The organism is Dictyobacter sp. Z7_2 (genome assembly GCF_057551105.1).
Map to the genome: position 1 here is coordinate 769,300 of NZ_BAAJPE010000002.1, position 18,136 is coordinate 787,435.

General features: G+C 47.8%; 16 protein-coding genes. 12 read left to right on the forward strand and 4 right to left on the reverse strand.

What is annotated here, in order from left to right; all coding sequences use genetic code 11:
• The first annotated feature begins 338 nt into the window (after positions 1-338).
• From AC27N8_RS16730 to AC27N8_RS16775, 10 genes are all read left to right on the forward strand, one after another.
• Positions 339-881, forward strand: coding sequence for a hypothetical protein (locus tag AC27N8_RS16730; protein WP_487068530.1), 543 nt, complete (start codon positions 339-341; stop codon positions 879-881).
• Positions 882-1,173: 292 nt separating this feature from the next.
• Complete coding sequence (locus tag AC27N8_RS16735) at positions 1,174-2,421, forward strand: TolB family protein (protein WP_487068531.1); 1,248 nt, start codon at positions 1,174-1,176, stop codon at positions 2,419-2,421.
• 77 nt (positions 2,422-2,498) lie between these two features.
• Positions 2,499-4,487 (forward strand): excinuclease ABC subunit UvrB, encoded by a 1,989-nt coding sequence (uvrB, locus tag AC27N8_RS16740; protein WP_487068532.1) that lies wholly within the window; start codon positions 2,499-2,501, stop codon positions 4,485-4,487.
• A gap of 268 nt (positions 4,488-4,755) precedes the next feature.
• Positions 4,756-5,835, forward strand: a complete 1,080-nt coding sequence (locus AC27N8_RS16745; protein WP_487068533.1) for a homospermidine biosynthesis protein — start codon at positions 4,756-4,758, stop codon at positions 5,833-5,835.
• Positions 5,836-6,101: 266 nt separating this feature from the next.
• Positions 6,102-6,536: an S-adenosylmethionine decarboxylase family protein gene (locus AC27N8_RS16750; protein WP_487068534.1), complete on the forward strand. Its 435-nt coding sequence runs from the start codon at positions 6,102-6,104 to the stop codon at positions 6,534-6,536.
• 284 nt (positions 6,537-6,820) lie between these two features.
• On the forward strand, positions 6,821-7,693 hold the full coding sequence (speB, locus tag AC27N8_RS16755) for an agmatinase (protein ID WP_487068535.1): 873 nt from the start codon (positions 6,821-6,823) through the stop codon (positions 7,691-7,693).
• A gap of 407 nt (positions 7,694-8,100) precedes the next feature.
• Positions 8,101-9,600 (forward strand): hypothetical protein, encoded by a 1,500-nt coding sequence (locus AC27N8_RS16760; RefSeq protein WP_487068536.1) that lies wholly within the window; start codon positions 8,101-8,103, stop codon positions 9,598-9,600.
• A 119-nt stretch (positions 9,601-9,719) separates the two neighbouring features.
• On the forward strand, positions 9,720-10,664 hold the full coding sequence (locus AC27N8_RS16765; RefSeq protein ID WP_487068537.1) for a radical SAM protein: 945 nt from the start codon (positions 9,720-9,722) through the stop codon (positions 10,662-10,664).
• A 221-nt stretch (positions 10,665-10,885) separates the two neighbouring features.
• A complete protein-coding gene (locus AC27N8_RS16770) occupies positions 10,886-11,878 on the forward strand; it encodes a polyprenyl synthetase family protein (RefSeq protein ID WP_487068538.1) in 993 nt (330 codons plus the stop codon).
• 11 nt (positions 11,879-11,889) lie between these two features.
• The gene (locus AC27N8_RS16775) at positions 11,890-12,636 is read left to right on the forward strand and encodes a ubiquinone/menaquinone biosynthesis methyltransferase (protein WP_487068539.1); all 747 of its coding nucleotides are present in this window, start codon (positions 11,890-11,892) and stop codon (positions 12,634-12,636) included.
• Between the two features lie 102 nt (positions 12,637-12,738).
• Here the strand turns inward: AC27N8_RS16775 and AC27N8_RS16780 are convergent, their stop codons facing one another.
• The 3 genes from AC27N8_RS16780 to AC27N8_RS16790 all read right to left on the reverse strand — a co-directional run bounded on the left by AC27N8_RS16780 (position 12,739) and on the right by AC27N8_RS16790 (position 14,597).
• Positions 12,739-13,146, reverse strand: coding sequence for a hypothetical protein (locus AC27N8_RS16780; RefSeq protein WP_487068540.1), 408 nt, complete (start codon positions 13,144-13,146; stop codon positions 12,739-12,741).
• Between the two features lie 115 nt (positions 13,147-13,261).
• Positions 13,262-13,726, reverse strand: coding sequence for an NUDIX domain-containing protein (locus AC27N8_RS16785; protein ID WP_487068541.1), 465 nt, complete (start codon positions 13,724-13,726; stop codon positions 13,262-13,264).
• Positions 13,710-14,597 (reverse strand): P-loop NTPase, encoded by an 888-nt coding sequence (locus AC27N8_RS16790; protein ID WP_487068542.1) that lies wholly within the window; start codon positions 14,595-14,597, stop codon positions 13,710-13,712. The genes AC27N8_RS16785 and AC27N8_RS16790 overlap by 17 nt, the downstream gene beginning before the upstream one ends.
• A gap of 314 nt (positions 14,598-14,911) precedes the next feature.
• On the opposite strand from AC27N8_RS16790, the gene AC27N8_RS16795 reads away from it, so the two are divergent.
• Complete coding sequence (locus AC27N8_RS16795; RefSeq protein WP_487068543.1) at positions 14,912-15,412, forward strand: peroxiredoxin family protein; 501 nt, start codon at positions 14,912-14,914, stop codon at positions 15,410-15,412.
• Positions 15,413-15,536: 124 nt separating this feature from the next.
• On the forward strand, positions 15,537-16,772 hold the full coding sequence (locus AC27N8_RS16800) for a trans-sulfuration enzyme family protein (protein ID WP_487068544.1): 1,236 nt from the start codon (positions 15,537-15,539) through the stop codon (positions 16,770-16,772).
• A 165-nt stretch (positions 16,773-16,937) separates the two neighbouring features.
• Here AC27N8_RS16800 and AC27N8_RS16805 read toward each other — a convergent pair whose 3' ends face one another.
• Entirely contained in the window at positions 16,938-17,936 is a 999-nt protein-coding gene (locus AC27N8_RS16805; RefSeq protein WP_487068545.1) for a BON domain-containing protein, read from the reverse strand.
• Between the last annotated feature and the right edge of the window lie 200 nt (positions 17,937-18,136).

An 18,136-nucleotide genomic window follows, 5' to 3' on the forward strand; every position in this document is an offset into this window, starting at 1 on the left:
CATTTACATGTCCAGATATTGCATGCCTATGTAAACATACTATGTAGCACATTTCGTTCTATATCGTTAAATACGCACCATATCTTTACGCAGCGGCGTAACATAGACCTGGCTTGATCAACAAGCAAAAATGACGCTTCTCAGGGCCATTAAAGCTCAAAGATTGCTCCATTTCACCGAAGAAATCGTTTTCTTTTGCTATCCCCTAACCAATAAAGTCCTCCATCAGTGTTACTGACTCTGATTTGATACGTTTCTATATCCAGAAACCAGCGTATCGCAAATTCGCTTATAACGAGTTAAGAACAAGCATACATTTTTTTAAGGAGATAGATAGCATGGGCGGTAGTAGCTTCGATCTAATTGTCCGAGAGTTACAGGCACAGCAACATATTATGGAGGAGATGAAGGCGGAAAATCGTGAGCTGCGTCAGCAACTTGCTGCCCTACGTACTGGTCAGGGTATATTTCTCGAAATCAATGGCAAGCAAATGACACTGGAGGCGCAAATAGCTCCAGCCTCATCAACAGACCTCCAACAAGGATTCGCATCTCCCACAACGCAGCAGCCTCCCCAAGAGGAGAGCATCTCTGCCGAAGAACAGATACCAATGGCTAAGCAGAGCAATAACAATGAAGAGCTCAAAAGCAAGAGCCCGGAAATACCATCAGAGGCACCAATAGCTTCTCAGCAGGAGCAAGAAACTGAACTCAAGCGGCCAAACACATTTCTCGAAGAGATTATGCTTGATGAGTTCGCATCTGCCCTGACAGCTCCTACAGCTATCCAGCGAGCTCAAGAGCCAGAGCCAAAAGCCTCCAAAGAGGAGCAACAAGCAGCCTTGCGACGCGAATTGATTGGAAGCTTCCTCCTGGAATAATTTAAACCCGAAGGACAAACAAGCCAATACATACCCTCTTTAAAGCAAACTTGCGTCTTACTAATCAAGAGAACCATATCAGGGATAACAAAAGGAAAGCACAATTCCTCTTCAGCTTCTCTCTCACAACAATCCATTCTATCACCTTCAACGGGCAACCGAAGAAGAGGGGTTTTGAGCCGTTCCGTCACAAAACGGCTCTCCCACAAGGGATGTTCCCATCAGACGCAGAAAGAGGAGGCGCACTCCTCCCCATGTCTGAAGACAGGGGTATTCGTGCGATTGAAAAAAGATGAATGAATATGGCAAGGACGACCATGAGCAGCCATATAAAAAGCAACAGGCAAACATTGCCCCTGATATGAGCTCATTAGAAAGACGCATCTCCCGCTTCTTTGATGCTCAAGCTGACCAGATACATACCAACCCCGAGCTGCGTAGCCAGATACTTAGCCAATTACCCGGATTACGTCGCCAGCAACAAAAACGTATCGCATGGACGATTCTGGCTGTTGCTGCGGTATTCGTGATTGCTTTTGCGATACTGTTCAATTACATATCCGTGCCAGCAGTGACAACCATCCGCTACACAACAACACAGGAGATGAATGTTGCCGCGATACTCGCTAACGGGGGCCAACTTGTCTCACTGGATCCCACAGAACAACACATTGTCTATCAGCCAGCCAACCAGGTTGGTGTCTTATACATGGCCAACGTCTCCGATCCCATCCAAAGCAATACACTGGTGATGCGCAATGAACGCAATATGGCCTGGGCACCTGATGGATCAGCACTGGTAGCAACCATTTCATCGACCCCAAAGACATATCCGCTCCTGGCGCTTGTCCCTCAAGGCCAATATATGCATCTTCTGGGACAGGAAGCGCAGGCAGCAAATTGGTCGCCAACGAATAAGCACGAGATTATGTATGTACAACAAAATAGACAAAAAATGCAGATATGGTCTATCGAGGAATCGGGTGCATCCAAAGCTTTGCAAATACAAATGCAAACATCTTTACATGCGCAACAGATGATCTGGTCTTCAGACGGCTATCATCTCGCCTTAATTGTCACAGATCCATCCACACAGACAAATGAAGCATTTAATCAACCCGATCGAGCTATCTATATGGTGGATACACGCAACGATACATTCACACAATTGGTCGCACCAGGTAATTTCACTATTGGCACAGTGGCCTGGTCACCCAATGGACAAAATCTAGCTTATGAGCAAATTGGCTCGGACAAAAATACGCATCTCAAAACGATGGCGATTACAGGTCAGGCACAAACAGCCAATATCATTCCTCAACAGCAATTACTTGGCTGGAGTTGGGCACCTGATAGTAAAGCGCTTGTATATAGCGATGGCGGAGTACTCAAGAGCTATACTTTTACTACAGTCACGCGTACTTTTCCGGCGACATCCGGGAAACTAGAAGCTCCTTTCTGGCTGAAAAACGGACAGATTCTCTGCATGCATATTACTGATGGGAGAGGGAAATTAGCAATTTTGGCCCCGCAAACTTGATTGCCCAAAGTGATATAATGTGGAAGGATTGGAAAAAATATTCTATAAGTTATTAAAGGATATCAGGAAAGCGACGCATGCCAGCATTTAAAGTTGAAGCTCCTTTTGAGCCAACCGGCGACCAACCGGATGCCATCGCACAATTAACCGAAGGCATTTATAACAAACACAAATATCAAACATTACTTGGCGTGACTGGTAGTGGAAAAACATACACCGTAGCCAAAATTGTCGAACAAATACAACGCCCAACCCTGGTTCTCGCTCCCAATAAGACGCTCGCAGCGCAGCTTTATAGCGAATACAAAGAGTTCTTTCCCAATAATGCAGTTGAGTACTTTGTTTCATATTACGATTACTATCAGCCTGAAGCATACATTGCACGTACTGATACTTTCGTAGAAAAAGAAAGTATGCTCAATGAGGAAATTGAAAAATTGCGCCTCTCGGCCACACGTAGCCTCTTTGAGCGTAGCGATGTGCTGATAGTTGCCTCAGTCTCTTGTATTTATGGTTTAGGAAGTCCTGAAGAATACGGCGAGGTTGTCCTGACACTAAAAGTTGGAGAAGAGCGTCGGATTAATAAAATCCTGCGCCATCTAACCGAAATCCAGTACGAGCGCAACGATGCTAATTTTGTGCGCGGACGTTTTCGCCTCCGCGGCGATGTGCTGGAGATCTTTCCAGCTTATGAAGATGTCGCCGTGCGGATTGAGTTCTTCGGCGATGAGATCGAACGGATGACGGATATTGATCCGCTTACAGGTGAGATATTGAATAAGCGCCAGCGGCTGGATATCTACCCTGCGAAACACTGGGTCACCACTCGTGAACGTCTCTTCAAGTCCATTGAACTCATCGAGCAGGAACTAGAAGAACGTCTGGCTGTATTGGAAAGCGAAGGAAAGCTCTTAGAGGCTGCACGCCTCAAGCAGCGCACAAACTTTGACATGGAGATGTTACGCGAAACAGGCTTTTGTTCAGGTGTCGAAAACTACTCACGTCACCTGGCTGGACGTGGGCCTGGCGAACAACCATGGACACTCCTCGATTATATGCCTGATAACTTCCTGATGGTCGTTGATGAATCTCACGTAGCACTTCCTCAAGTACGGGGTATGTTTGCAGGTGATCGGTCACGTAAACAAGTGCTGGTCGACTATGGCTTCCGCCTGCCCTCAGCGATGGATAATCGGCCATTGACCTTTCCCGAATTTGAGGGGAAATTAAATCAAGCACTCTTCGTCTCTGCCACGCCGGGTCCATTGGAATATGAACAAAGCCAGGCTATTGTAGAACAGTTAATCCGACCAACCGGACTGATCGATCCCGAAATCACCATCCATCCCACGAAGGGACAGATCGATGATCTGTTGGATCTGATTCGTCAGCGCGTCGCAAAGAAGCAACGTGTGCTGGTTACTACACTGACCAAGAAAATGTCTGAAGATCTTGCTGACTATATGCAAGAACTTAATATCAAGGTCCATTATCTCCACTCTGAGATAGACACCATCGAGCGCATTGAGATTCTGCGTGACCTGCGCCTGGGGGTCTATGATGTCGTTGTGGGTATCAATCTGCTACGCGAAGGTCTTGACTTGCCTGAAGTCTCCCTGGTCGCGATTCTGGATGCCGATAAAGAAGGCTTCTTGCGCTCCGAGAGGTCATTGATTCAGATGATCGGTCGCGCGGCACGCCATATTGATGGTAGCGTGATGATGTATGCCGATCGCATTACGGGGTCCATGCAACGCGCAATTGACGAAACCAATCGTCGTCGTAAACTCCAAATGGACTATAATGAGAAGCACAACATCACACCTCGTGGTATCCATAAAGAAATTAAAGCGCTGACCGAGCGAATCAAGGCAATGAGCGGTACAAGCGACGTTGACGAAAAAAATCCAGCCGCCGTGCTTGCTGGCATCCCTAAAGATGAAGCATTACGCTTGATCAAGGACCTTGAGTCACAGATGCGCTCAGCAGCCAAGCAACTCGAATTTGAAAAAGCCGGTCAGCTACGCGACCAAATTATTGAGCTACGCCGCTTAATGATCGAGTAGCCCCATATAACACTGGCAAAAAGAGAGGAATTGTGTACAACGTAACGTTGTACACAATTCCTCTCTTTTTGGGGATCACAAGTACACAAATAATATAATATCATTTGATCTTGCGATAACGAACATGGTTACTATATTTAAATATAGTAACATAAAAACATTTGCATGCAGCGATTATTAAAAGAATCCAATTGTACTAAGCGGGACAAATTCGGGTATAGTATAAGGTGTTTTATGCGTCTACACAGAGAAAGGATTACAACTCATTATGACTAATCATGGATTATTAAGTGGACCCCAAATACTACCCCACCGTGTTCGTCCCGATATGACAGTAGCAGAGTTGGTCGATGAACAGTTTCAGGCATACAATGGAGCACGCCTGAATGAAGCTGCACGCCTCTACGCCGAGCGTATGCTCGATCCAGAGCTGGATGTGACCATCGGCCTGACAATAGCGGGTGCGTTAACTCCTGCGGGTCTGGGAGGCTGCATTCTGACATTGATGGAATATGGCTTTATCGATTTCATTATCAGCACGGGTGCTAATCTGTATCATGACATGCATCATGCTTTGGCAATGTCTTTGCATCGGGGAGATTTCCAACTGGATGATATCAGGCTACAAGCAGAAGGGGTTATTCGCATCTACGATATTCTCTTCGACGATAAAGTGCTGCTGGATACCGATGCCTTTGTGCGCGAAAGCCTGTACAGTTTACCAAATCGCCCTATTTCGACCTCGGAGTTACACAATCATCTTGGCAAACAACTTTTAAAAGCCGGTGTCAGGCCAGAATACTCCGTGCTCGCTCAGGCAGCCGCCTGGAACGTCCCAATCTATACCTCTTCCCCTGGCGATTCTTCGATTGGGATGAACGTTGCTCGCCACGCACTAGATGGCAACGCTCTGACTCTGGATACTCTGGCTGACGTCAATGAGACAACAGCGATTGTGCATAATGCTACCCGTAACGGCGTGATTATTCTAGGGGGTGGTAGTCCAAAAAACTTCTACTTACAGACACAGCCACAGTTGTGGGAAGTACTGGGCATTCAAAAAGGTGGACATGACTTCTTTATTCAGGTTACGACCGATGCGCCTCACTGGGGAGGTCTTTCCGGTGCCACACCATCTGAAGCAGTCTCGTGGGGCAAAATCAAACCGGCTCAGCTCAAGGATGCTGTCGTCGTTTATGGCGATTCTACTATCGCTCTACCCTTGCTTACTGCTTATACGGTAAGCAAAGCGCAGCCTCGTCCCCGCCGAGAGCTATTCATCAGGCGAGAAGATCTACTCAAAGAGCTGAAAAGCGCCTACGAGAGTGGCACACAAGCTCGTCATTAGAGCAGCCTTCTACCTAATAATGATATCTATGATGTTTAGATTGAGCATAATATGGTCATTAGGTTGATTGCTTATTGGCATTAGGTAGAATTTATTTTTTTCATCAGGTGGATTTTTCGCATTTTCCTTTGTATTAACTTGACAATTAATATATAATAGCCAACAGTGTGCAGAAAATTTGCGCAGCGGGAATCTGCTCTAAGCAACCCGCATCTTGAATGTGATACTAACCTGCACTGTCGAATATATAGTAGGAGGAAAATGCGATGCTAGTTCACTTGATGCTAGAACTTTATAACATCGATCGTGACATTTTATCTGATGGAGATCTCTTGCGTCGAACGCTGAACGAGCTACCAGAACAGGTAGCTATGGAAAAAGTAAGTCCCGTGCATCTGTACGATATTGATACGTCGAATCCTTTGGACGCTGGTATGTCTGGTTTTGTGGTCATTGCCCAGAGTCACATTAGCCTCCATGCCTGGCCTGAGTATGGCGAAGTAGATATCGATATCTGCTCCTGCAAAGAGTTCAGTCAGGAAGATGCGATTGCTTTCGCCAAAGAGATATTCAAAACCGATGATGTCGAAGCTCATTTTGTAGTACGAGCCACACGTTCACTTCGCCCAGAAGAGCCAGATCCCATACGCTACGAGCAGGCAATGGAAGCACGCCGCCTGGCTAAATTGGGGGTGCGATAAGGGCAACAAGAGAAAAGCGAAGTGTATCTTCGCAGTTATTCTCACTCCTGATACAGGGGTGTGAGGTACCTACCTGATTATAGAGGAAAGGACCTCACTTTTTATTACATCACACGCATTGTATCTATATCCTATCCCTGACATCGCTCCCTCCTCCAACGCTGCTTTTAATATAGGCAAAGCCACAGACCTGATATACAATACACCTTTCAACTGCCACTTACATCAATACAAGCACAGCGTTTGACAGCACACTGAAGATAAGATATGAGGAACTGTTCTCCATGGAAGATGAGTTGATTCACCAATTTGCAGCACCTGATGCTCCTTACTGTGATCCCCAAAATGCTCGCATCGCGATTATTCCCGCCCCTTTAGAATACAGCGTTTGCTATATGAAAGGGACGCATATGGGTCCACAAGCTATTTTGAATGCCTCCAGTCAGATGGAGCTCTACGATGAAGAGCTCGATTGCTATCCTATCGAGGCTGGTGTTTATACCTATCCCGTACTTGATTACAACGGCATGGATCATGCAACCGCTCTCCAAGCCACAGGCGATGCTGTTCGTCAGGCATTGAGTAACAACTTGATCCCCCTGACTCTGGGCGGCGAGCATTCTCTATCGGCTCCTGTGATCGCGGCGGTTCATGAACAATACCCTGATCTCACCGTGGTACATATCGATGCTCATGGCGATTTGCGTGATGAATATGAGGGAACCCCTCTTTCGCACGCATCGATCGAACGCCGTGTGGTAGATATGGGCATTCCGCTCCTGGAGATAGGCATCCGCAGCTTTAGTCAAGAAGAGGTCGAATTTTTAAAAACAAAACCCGATGTAGCAATTGTCTGGGCCTATCAAATGGCCAGAGGAAACGCACGTATTCCCTGGGAGCGCCTGGGCAAGCATACGTACGTCACAATTGATCTGGATGCATTTGATCCTGGTGAAATGCCCGCAGTTGGCACACCTGAACCAGGTGGTCTCCATTGGTATCAAGTGCTTGATCTCTTCCAGGAGATCTGCCGACGCACAACGATCGTCGGGATGGATGTAGTTGAGCTTTGTCCTATGGAAGGACAGGCACGCGCAGATTTTCTGGCCGCCAGACTTATCTATAAAATGATTGGCTATCGCTTTTTCTTAAAATAGGCGGCAACGCTTGACAGCACTGCGCCAGGCGCCTTATATGACATGTAATTACAGATATCACATGTAATTACATGTCACAATCATCATAACAAAGGAGAAAAGTGAAGAGACGGATTGAATGTATTTCACTTTTCCTCCTTTCAATCTCCTTTCAGCGCATTTTCTTTACTCTTACACGCTCTATTATCAGAGAACACGCACTCACACATGGAGAGTAGTAGCACAAAACGGATTTGTGGTATACTAGTAGGAACGCGCCCCGGTACATCAGGCATTGCGGAGCGCGATGCGCCAGGCATTCAGAGTAGATGCAGAATGACCAACGGGAGGCATTCTTTAAAGATCTTGCTGATCTGACCACTACTTTAATCAGTACATCCCCATAGCGCTTGACATTGAAAGGAAACATGACCAGAGAATTCAATAAGCAAAGACGAGATGGCTCACGTCCACCATCCCGCAACACATCCCCGAACCCACAGGGACAAGGAGACGAGCGGTCTTCACGTCCAGCTCGGCCTCGCCTCAATCGAGAAATGGTAGATCGCGCCTGGGAAAATGGAGCCAATCGAACACATGCGGATTATCATCCACGCAGTTCAAATGGACAATCCCAATCCACTTCCAATAATTGGCGCAGTAATCAGCGTAATGGCTATTCCTCCCAACAGACATCAGGCGGTCGCAAACCTTACGGTCAAGGTCAGGGCAATTACGACAGAAACAATTCTCAGCATTCTGATCGTCCTTATGGCAATCAAGCAGGGCCAAACTCCCACTCCTCAAACCCCAATCGATACAATGGCAATGGTGCGGATAGGCCTGGCATTGACAATCGTCGTCCTTTTACAGGCAATGGATCTAACCCAAGAGGGCAGCAAGACAGTCGACCTCCCTATCAGCGTGGTCCCGCTTCCTATGGCGCAGGTGGACGATCTTCCTACCAGAATGGCCCCGCCTCACGTGGGCAGGATGATCGACCTCCCTATCAACGTGGACCTGCTTCTCATGGGCCTAATGATCGACCTTCCTATCAGCGTGGTCCCGCTTCCCGTGGACAGGATAATCGACCTTCCTTCCAGCGCGGACCCGCTTCTCACGGTACAGGTGGACGACCTTCTTTCCAGAATGGATCTGCTTCCCGTGGACAGGATAATCGACCTTCTTTCCAACGCGGGCCAGTTTCCCGTGGCCCTGGTGGGAGATCTTCTTATCAACGTGGACCTGAAGGAAATACTCCTGGTACACGCGGAGCCGCCCGTTATGAGCGCCCGGAGAGAGATCCTCAACGCGGTCGCAATGACTCGCACCGCGGAAATCAAACCAGGCCACCACAGGACACCACACCACGGGAACCTAATCCACGTTGGCTTAGTCGTCCCGAAGTGCGACAGGCCCGTGATGTTCAACGTCGCCAGGAATACAATGAACAGTTTGAAGGCGATTACGAACAATTCGATAGCCAGGAAACTCCCAACCGCAATGAGCAGCCGATTGAAAGAAACTCTCATTTTCGCCCGCGCACCGAAGAAAAGCCTGAACGACATGTGACGAAATTAGATGATGGACGTGTACTGAAAGGTCCTCGCCCAGCACAGCGAAAAAATGCTCAGTTCTGGACTGCAATCAATGAAGATACAAGTCAACTTGTTGAGCAGGTCAATGTCCCGGAAGAAGAGACGCGTCTGCCAGTTGACCAGATCAAGCAATCCGTTGGAGAAGCTACCACCGAAGTAGATCCAACAGCTCATACAGGGGAAACTGACACATCTGCCGCGCCAAAGAAACAGGCACGGCGACCGGTAGCACGGAAAACAAAAAAAGTTGCAGAGAACGGTGAGGAAAAAAAGCCACGCGTTCGTGGTCCAAGGCCCTCACAAAAGGGCTATACCTGGCCCACATCTTAATGAGCTGACGTGCTCCATGTTTTTTTGTATGTGTCCAGTCTATCAACTGGACACATTTTGTGAACAGTCAATAACAATGCAACGATGGGTGCCATCAGGATGGCACCGGAGTAGCTAGTATGTCATATCCCAGTTATCTTAACCTTTATGAAACCGGCGAATTAGCAGAGCGTGCCGCTACCGCCTGGGAAGTCTTGCGGAGCTGCACTATTTGCCCGCAAAACTGCCGCTGCGATCGTACCGCAGGCAAAACTGGCGTCTGCCATTCTGGTACAGAGGCAATTGTTGCCTCCTGGAATGTGCATCGTCGCGAGGAGCCTCCCATCAGCGGAACACGTGGCGCAGGGACAATCTTCTTTGGATACTGTCAGGCACGCTGTACTTACTGCCAGAACTTCTCACTCAGCCAGGGTGGGTTAGGGCATCGTGTTGGTCCTGAGCGCCTGGCTGATATGATGCTCTATCTACAGAAAAAACGTTGCCATAATCTCGATCTCGTCACGCCAACACATTTTGTACCACAAATTCTGGCAGCGCTTGTGGTAGCATGTGAAAAGGGGCTACGTTTGCCGCTTGTCTACAACTGCGCGGGTTATGAAAACCTGGAAACGCTCAAGCTGTTGGATGGCGTAGTAGATATCTATCTACCCGATTCGAAGTATTCGGATAATAAAAACGCGTTACGTACCTCAAAAATGCCTAAATATGTCGATTATAATCAAACAGCATTGCGAGAGATGTATCGCCAGGTTGGTCCTCTCCAATTAGATGAAGAGGGCATTGCACGGCGCGGATTACTCATACGGCACCTTGTAATGCCCGAAGATGTTTCAGGAACCCGCGAGGTTCTGCACTGGATCGCAGATGAGCTTGGACCTGATACACCAATTAGTCTGATGGATCAATATTTCCCCGCGTGGAAAGCTGTCAATGATCCTGTACTCAATCGTCGCTTATCCTGGACAGAATACAGCTCAGCCCTTGAGGCTCTTGATGAGTTTAATTTTACAGCTGGATATGTTCAGGAAGACCTGATTGAAGTAGATACGACGTCTGACACATAGTAATCATAGCAAGCAGGTCTCCGCTCACTCTGGATAGGAAAATGCGGAGTTTACCCTACCCTACAATGGGCCAGGCACGTTATAATCAGAAAGGGAAGGCTACTCATTGCGACGGAAGAACAGCAGTGTATGTAGTAATCATTTGAGACGTTCTGTCTGGACAGAATTTATCAGAGATCACCTGGAGACGTGCCAGAACATATGCAAAATGGAGAATCCTTATGAACACCACGGCCACGTTGAGCCGGTTATTCGCAGGCATCCAATCTGATATGGATCAAGTGGATACGCTCTTTCAACAAAGAGCCACATCCGGTCTGGAGATCCTCAATTCAGCTTCGATGCATGCACTTGCATCACCTGGCAAGCGCTTGCGTACGGCTTTAACCTTACTGGCAGGAAAGCTGAATAATTATCGCTTCGATCGCTTATTACAATTAAGTGTCGCCTTTGAAATGGTCCATCTCGCCACACTTATCCACGACGACATCATTGACGAGGCTTCCACACGACGTGGCAATCCAACCGTCAATGCCTTATGGGGCGATAAGATTGCTATTCTCCTGGGAGACTATTATCTCGCTAAAACCTCCGGTTTGATCGCTGACATCGAAGACACACGGATTGAACATCTCTTCGCCGATACCGTCGCCACTGTGAGTGAAGGCACCATTCTCGAAATGATGACTTCAGGACGTATCGACCTCTCAGTTGACACGTATTTCGAAAAGATTAAAAATAAAACGGCATGCCTCATCGCAGCTTGTTCAAAGGGTGGTGCGATTCTCAGCGATGCCACGAATGAGCAAGTTGACCTGCTTTATGCTTATGGCTTAAATTTAGGTATCGCATTCCAGATCATCGATGATATCCTTGACTATACAGAAGACCAGACCACGATTGGCAAACCAGCTGGCAACGACTTACGTCAGGGGATGGTAACATTGCCTTTGATCTATGCGCTGCAGGCGTCTCCATTAACGGGAGATTATCAGCAACAGGTACAGGCGTTGCTAAACGGTGCCAATCACGACGAAAAAGAGATTCTTGATGTGGTCTCCTGGGTCAGTAACAGCGATGGTATTGAGCTATCTCAGAAAGATGCCTATACCTACGCAGAAAAAGCTCGCGAGGCACTCTATCATTTTCCAGCATCGCCTGATCGCGATGTGCTGGATGAGCTGATCGATTTTGTGATCAGACGCAGACGTTAGTGGAAACAAGTATGAAAACAAATTTTGTCTTAGAAGAAAAGTTTAGAGAAGTTGGGGGCAAGCGCCCCTACGTACAAAAGCTCTTTGGGCGTATCGCCGGTATCTACGATCTCATGAATAAGTTGATGAGCCTGGGATTGGATGGCCATTGGCGCAAACGTGCCGCACATTATCTGGCACTCGCCAGTGGTGAAAAAGGGCTCGATCTGGGAGCCGGCACGGGTGACCTGGCAATTGAAGTAGTACGTAGTTCCGGCCCGGGCACTTCAATGATTGGCATGGATATTACTCCAGAGATGCTGGCAGAAGGTCGCAAAAAGCTACAACGCATAGGATTGCAGGATCGCATTGAGCTTCGCGTCGGCGATGCCGAGCATATCGACTTACCCGATAACAGCGTCGATGGCTGTTGCTCTGCTTTTATGGTCCGCAATCTGACAGATATTGAGCAGGGGTTTCGCGAAATGCTACGGGTTGTACGTCCAGGTGGACGAACCGTCTGTTTAGAGATTAGCCATCCTCCAGGAAAAGTGTTCGGAACACTGTTTTATCTTTACTTTTATAAATTGGCTCCGCTCTTTGGTACGATTCTAGGCAAGGCATTTGAAGAATACAACTACCTCCCCAATTCGCTGACCACATTTCCCAAGGCACCTCTCTTAAAAGAAATCATGGAAAAGGCTGGCTGGAGCGATGTTCGTTATTACTATCTCAATGGTGGCATTGTCGCTATTCATGTTGGTACAAAAAGCGAGTAACTGCAAGAGAGCTGCGTACGCTCTGTGTGTTGGAGAGTGATAGCTACTAACCATATAAACATGTATGCTAGCATGCGATCATCTCCAACATCCCCTCATCATCTAACCTCTTTTTCGTCCCAGGGATGAGAGATTCTCCAGGAAATCTTCAAGAGCTTGTGCTAAATCCTGTAGCTGAGCCGCTTCGGACATAGTGACCTCGTGTCCACCACGTCCAACCCGATAAAGGAGCTGTATCTCTGGATGTTTGCTGGTAGCAGACCGGGCACCTGTCGAAGAACCAAGCAATGATGCTCGCATGGCATCAACATTCGCGTTCACCTGATCCAGATCAGCAATATCGATAAAACTGGCCGGGCGAGGTATCGCTCCCTGTTGATATGAACCAGAAGCATTACTGGCCTCCCACTGTCGTCTAGATTGCTTACCAGCAGCGCAATAGCAAAAGCGCGGCGGTGTAGAATCAGAGCTAAGCACTCCCGTATCATCACAAATCGGGCAGATAGGCATAAAATGAGCTCCTTATCAATGAGTACGTGCCAGCCCGAGAAATGCTTCACGTCTTCTCGGTGACTGACAGAGCATGCGTGATTAAATTATCTCCTTGACTATACCATAGATGCGCTCAGGAAAGACATTGATGCCCCCTAAAATAATCTTTGAGCATAGATTCACAATCGAACGCCATATGGCCTAAAGCAGCCTCAGGTTCGCACCAGCATGTCCGACCTTCATTAGAACCATGCTCAACGCCACCCTGGATAAAGCCTTTATAGGCAATTGAAGCGGCGCGAAAGCGCGGATCACGATCGATAGACGAATAGACACCCACAATGTTCGTTATCTGGATATCATACCCTGTCTCTTCTTGCGCCTCGCGTCTGACACACTCCTCAACCGTCTCTTTGTAGCGCACAATGCCGCCAGGGATAGTATAACCAAGGCCATCGCTACGTTCAACCAGAAGAATTTTGCCATCCTGCTCAATGATCACGCAAGCACTCAAAACAGGTGAAATCTGGCCCAGTGTCAGGACTGCAATCAGACGAAAAATAATACCAGCAAGCAATCCTTTAAGCTTCTCCTTCATTCGTTCCCTCCTCAATATCCTCTGCTTGAACATCCTCAGACGCCTGAGCGGCGCGTGCCAATTGCAACACGACCTGCTCTGCAACCTGAGAAAATGCCTCCGCAACGGGAGAACCTGCCAGGCTCACTACAATTGGATATCCCTTGTCTCCATGCAGCACAGTTACAGGGTCGAAAGGAATACGTCCCAGGCAGGGCAAGTCATCCAATTGTGAACGACTTTCACCACTCCCAGGGAAAATAGCAATCTCTTCCCCGCAATGTGGACAGCGCAAGCTATCCATATTCTGGACAACCCCTAAAATAGGCACAGCTGCATGCCGAAACATCGTCAACGCCTTTGCGGTATCGATACGTGCAATATCCTGAGGCGTTGTCACCAGAATCGCTCCCGCCAGACGAAGTTCACGACACAATGTGGCCTGTGGCTCACTCGTTCCTGGGGGCAGATCGATAATCAGATAATCCAGCACCCCCCAATTGACAGAATAAAGCATCTGACGAATGAGCATACCAAGCGCATCAGGCAGGGGCGCCACAGCCTGTTCTTCTCCAATAAAAAAGCCAATCGACATAATTTTAATGCCGTAACGGAGTAAGGGGGGAATCTTGCGCTCAGTAGGAAGATCCTTCTGTTCAGCCAGAGGGAGAATAGCCTCATATTTGCCAGCACTACGTTTACGTACACCGAGCATCATAGGCAGACTCGGACCATAGGCATCGCCATCCAACAGGCCAACGCGAGCCCCCAACCGAGCAAGCGATACAGCCAGATTCACACTGACTGTTGATTTCCCCACCCCTCCTTTGCCACTTCCCACGACGATAACAGCTCCGACATGCTCTAATTGTTCACGTTGCGCTTGTTGCATCACCATTCCCCTCCAACAAAGGTAGAAACATTTTATCTGTATCGGCTAGTATAAAAGCAAATCAGGTATTTGACAAGGTTTCAAGATAGTGCAATGATCCTGGCAAAAAATTGCACTTTTTATCCTTTGTACAGCCCTGGCCTTTACAAAAATAGCAGAACGACGCACCTTTCTAATCATGAATTGTCCCCCAAAACATATGAATGGTAGATCAACTAGCTATATGAAAAGGGCAAAAGATACGCTATAATGGTGGATGAAAAAGCAAAGGCCAGACAGATCAATCAATAAGTAAGCAAATTTTGAGGAAAACCATGTCACATACAGATCAACCTCATTGTCCAATCCTGGAAAAAGGGCAGATCATCCCAACGTTCACGCTTCCCGGCACCGATGGTATGCCCCACAGTCCCTGGGATTATAAACAAAGAGAGCATCTCCTCTTACTCTTCATCAACAGCACAACAACCAGCGAAGCCCACGATCTACTCCGCAGCTACGCGCAACAGTATGCAGAGTTTCGCGAAGAGCAATGCTCTCTTCTCGTTATCAGCGTAGATACAGTACTCATCAACCTGCAAACGCAGGAAGAAATGCGTCTACCCTTTGCACTTGTTTCTGATGCTCAGGGCAATACCATCAAGCGGTATACCCAGTGGGAATCAGCAACTCGGACACTTTTACCCGCAATCGTACTGGCAGATCGATACAACGCACTCTATGAGCAAAAGATAGTTGACACTCTGGCAGGATTGCCAACCATCCAGGAGACATTAGAGAGCTTACGTTATCTCAATCGTATCTGCACCCCCTAGCTGATACCATGCCTTATTGCGATTATTTATCATATGACAAGCTGGTTGATTTGTCTCTTTCCAGAACATGGGAAGAATATATATGAGACACCGGAAGCCATCTCCTCAAAGCGAAAGGATACGTATGACACAGCAAAACACGCCACAATTGCCTGATTGGAATATTGAGACATTACTCGTCCATGGTGGTCGTCAGGCAGCACTGGGAGCCAGCGGGAGTGGAAATCCGACAGTGCGCCCTATCTATGCCAGCACAACCTATACACATGAAAATATTGAAGCGCTTGATCAGGCCTTCAGTGGTAAGACAGCCACTGGAGATCCAAGCTATGTCTATGCGCGGCAAGGCAACCCCAACGCCAATGCCTTTGAGGAGGCGCTAACGCGGGTCGAGGGTGGAGTGGGTGCAGTTGCCTTTGGATCTGGGATGGCAGCCATCCATGCCTCTCTACTCGCCGCAGGACTTACCACAGGCACGAAGATCGTCGTCTCTAAAGACTTATATGGACCAACCATCACATTATTGCGCAAAGTATTTACCACTAATGGTACACAACTTATTCTCAGCGATTTTTCTCAGCCTAAGATCTATGACATCATCAGAGAAGAAGAGCCTGATGTGATTTATGTCGAAACTATTTCTAATCCGCTGACAAAAGTTGTTGACCTCGATGCGATCAGCGCGGTAGCACGTGAAGTGGGAGCTGTCTCGATCGTGGACAGTACCTTCAGCCCACCCTGCTTGATTCGACCGCTAGAGCACGGCTTTGATCTGGTGCTACATAGTGCCACTAAGTATATTAGTGGACACGGAGATAGCACTGGAGGGATCGTTATTAGCTCCAAAAATGTGCTACTCAACCAGTTGCGCGACTATAGCCATTTATTAGGAGCAATGCTCAGTCCATTCGAGTCACATCTCATGCTGCGCGGCCTGCGCACGCTAGGATTACGCGTCGAACGTCAATGCCGTAATGCAATGCAAGTGGCTCAATTTTTGCAACAACATCCAGCCGTAGCACATGTCCACTATCCTGGTCTCACCGATCACCCATCCCACGACATTGCCAGCCGGCTCATGGACAACGAGCTATACGGAGGATTACTCTCTTTTGAGCTCAAAAATCAGTCGCAGAAGGCTGTTTATAACCTCATCAATAAACTTCAGCTCTGTACATCGGCCACATCGTTGGGAGATGTCTTTACACTGGTGAGCTATCCCCCCATCTCATCGCATCGCACGCTCAGGGCTGACGAGTTGGAGAATATGGGTATCAGCGCTGGATGTATCAGATTATCGGTCGGCATTGAATATGTTAACGATATCATCAACGATCTGGCACAAGCGTTAGCGGAATAATCTTAATAGATAATGGCCGATCGTCATCATTCATGATAAGTGGTGACAATCGGCCATTATGCATCCTCTTTATAAAATTAAGTTGGCCAGCATATGCGACAAAGATGCCCGATTATTTCTGAAAAGAGCATCTAGAATGTCTCAGAACAACCTGCTACGACATAATTACTTGGTATGGCGAATATATTTTCCGGGAATAATATCCTCTGTATCTTCTGTCCCGGAAGAAGACATCACATTTAGCAACTCGGCTTGAGGTTTGATCACTAACTCATTGACAACTGAACGTACACCAGGAAAGTCATTGGCAATCTGCTCAGCGGCGATCCTTTGCTGCTTGTTATGGACAAATCCGCTCAAGCGGACAATGCCCAGGCGTGGATATACTCCAATCGGAAGATCACGTGTCTGCGGATCACGTCCTAGAGCCATCGCCAGATCCGCAGCCAGCAGATCATCGCCAACCATACGATTCTTTACTTCCAGTAATCCAGGCACGCCAGAAACCTGATCATTTACAATATCGCCACGCAGTGAACTGGAAATGTTGCCATCAAGATAGAGGACACCATCGAGGACACGAACATGCATACCAGGAAAATCAACATGCAGGGGAGCGAAATCAAATAGGACAGCCTCAACTTCACGCTGTAAATCCTCATCCGAGCGATGAGCCGGGAGCGTCTGCAAGATCGCATCAGGAATATTTACGCTGATTGAACCATTCTCTACCTTGGAGATGTATTCCTGCCGCACCAGTGTATCCTGATTTGCCCGCAGGGAATGGACAACCACATACGCAATTTCACCACTTTGGGGCTGCACTGCGACTATCTGCAATGGTCCGCGCGCGCCTGAGACGGTCTCACGAACAGTGCTATGTCCATCGAGACGTGCATCCTCAGTTTGTGTCTGGCTAGCGGCTAACTCTGCACGCGTAATGGAGAGGATTACTCCCTGACTCGAAGCCTCTAACACGGTTGAAAGCGGTATGGAGACTGCTTTACCGAAGAACCGTCCAAGCTTTACGCCCAGCGTGACAATACGCGGACCACTGATATCAACACCGACATGAGAGAGGTGTCCCTCTTCACCATCAGAGCAAATAACTTTGCTTCCAAAACGGAACTTCTGCAACTCAGATATTAATGCTGTTTTGTCCATCTATCTGTCTTACCTCATCTTTTTCACTTGCGCAGATATCCTTGCAATCATGCATGGAAGGAAGCACGCTTCCCCTCTTTTGCTTGTGTGTTTCCCATTAGTGAGAGTGTAGCACTTTATGCTTGTGAATGACAAGATACCTATGCAGATTGCAAGTATCCTCTCCTACAAGGCACCACTAGCACCATTTGCAGGAGAGG

Coding starts and splice junctions, on each gene's coding strand:
- AC27N8_RS16730 (WP_487068530.1), top strand. CDS start 339: ATGGGCGGTAGTAGCTTCGATCTAATTGTCCGAGAGTTACAGGCACAG.
- AC27N8_RS16735 (WP_487068531.1), top strand. CDS start 1,174: ATGAATGAATATGGCAAGGACGACCATGAGCAGCCATATAAAAAGCAA.
- uvrB (WP_487068532.1), top strand. CDS start 2,499: ATGCCAGCATTTAAAGTTGAAGCTCCTTTTGAGCCAACCGGCGACCAA.
- AC27N8_RS16745 (WP_487068533.1), top strand. CDS start 4,756: ATGACTAATCATGGATTATTAAGTGGACCCCAAATACTACCCCACCGT.
- AC27N8_RS16750 (WP_487068534.1), top strand. CDS start 6,102: ATGCTAGTTCACTTGATGCTAGAACTTTATAACATCGATCGTGACATT.
- speB (WP_487068535.1), top strand. CDS start 6,821: ATGGAAGATGAGTTGATTCACCAATTTGCAGCACCTGATGCTCCTTAC.
- AC27N8_RS16760 (WP_487068536.1), top strand. CDS start 8,101: ATGACCAGAGAATTCAATAAGCAAAGACGAGATGGCTCACGTCCACCA.
- AC27N8_RS16765 (WP_487068537.1), top strand. CDS start 9,720: ATGTCATATCCCAGTTATCTTAACCTTTATGAAACCGGCGAATTAGCA.
- AC27N8_RS16770 (WP_487068538.1), top strand. CDS start 10,886: ATGAACACCACGGCCACGTTGAGCCGGTTATTCGCAGGCATCCAATCT.
- AC27N8_RS16775 (WP_487068539.1), top strand. CDS start 11,890: ATGAAAACAAATTTTGTCTTAGAAGAAAAGTTTAGAGAAGTTGGGGGC.
- AC27N8_RS16780 (WP_487068540.1), bottom strand. CDS start 13,146: ATGCCTATCTGCCCGATTTGTGATGATACGGGAGTGCTTAGCTCTGAT.
- AC27N8_RS16785 (WP_487068541.1), bottom strand. CDS start 13,726: ATGAAGGAGAAGCTTAAAGGATTGCTTGCTGGTATTATTTTTCGTCTG.
- AC27N8_RS16790 (WP_487068542.1), bottom strand. CDS start 14,597: ATGCAACAAGCGCAACGTGAACAATTAGAGCATGTCGGAGCTGTTATC.
- AC27N8_RS16795 (WP_487068543.1), top strand. CDS start 14,912: ATGTCACATACAGATCAACCTCATTGTCCAATCCTGGAAAAAGGGCAG.
- AC27N8_RS16800 (WP_487068544.1), top strand. CDS start 15,537: ATGACACAGCAAAACACGCCACAATTGCCTGATTGGAATATTGAGACA.
- AC27N8_RS16805 (WP_487068545.1), bottom strand. CDS start 17,936: ATGGACAAAACAGCATTAATATCTGAGTTGCAGAAGTTCCGTTTTGGA.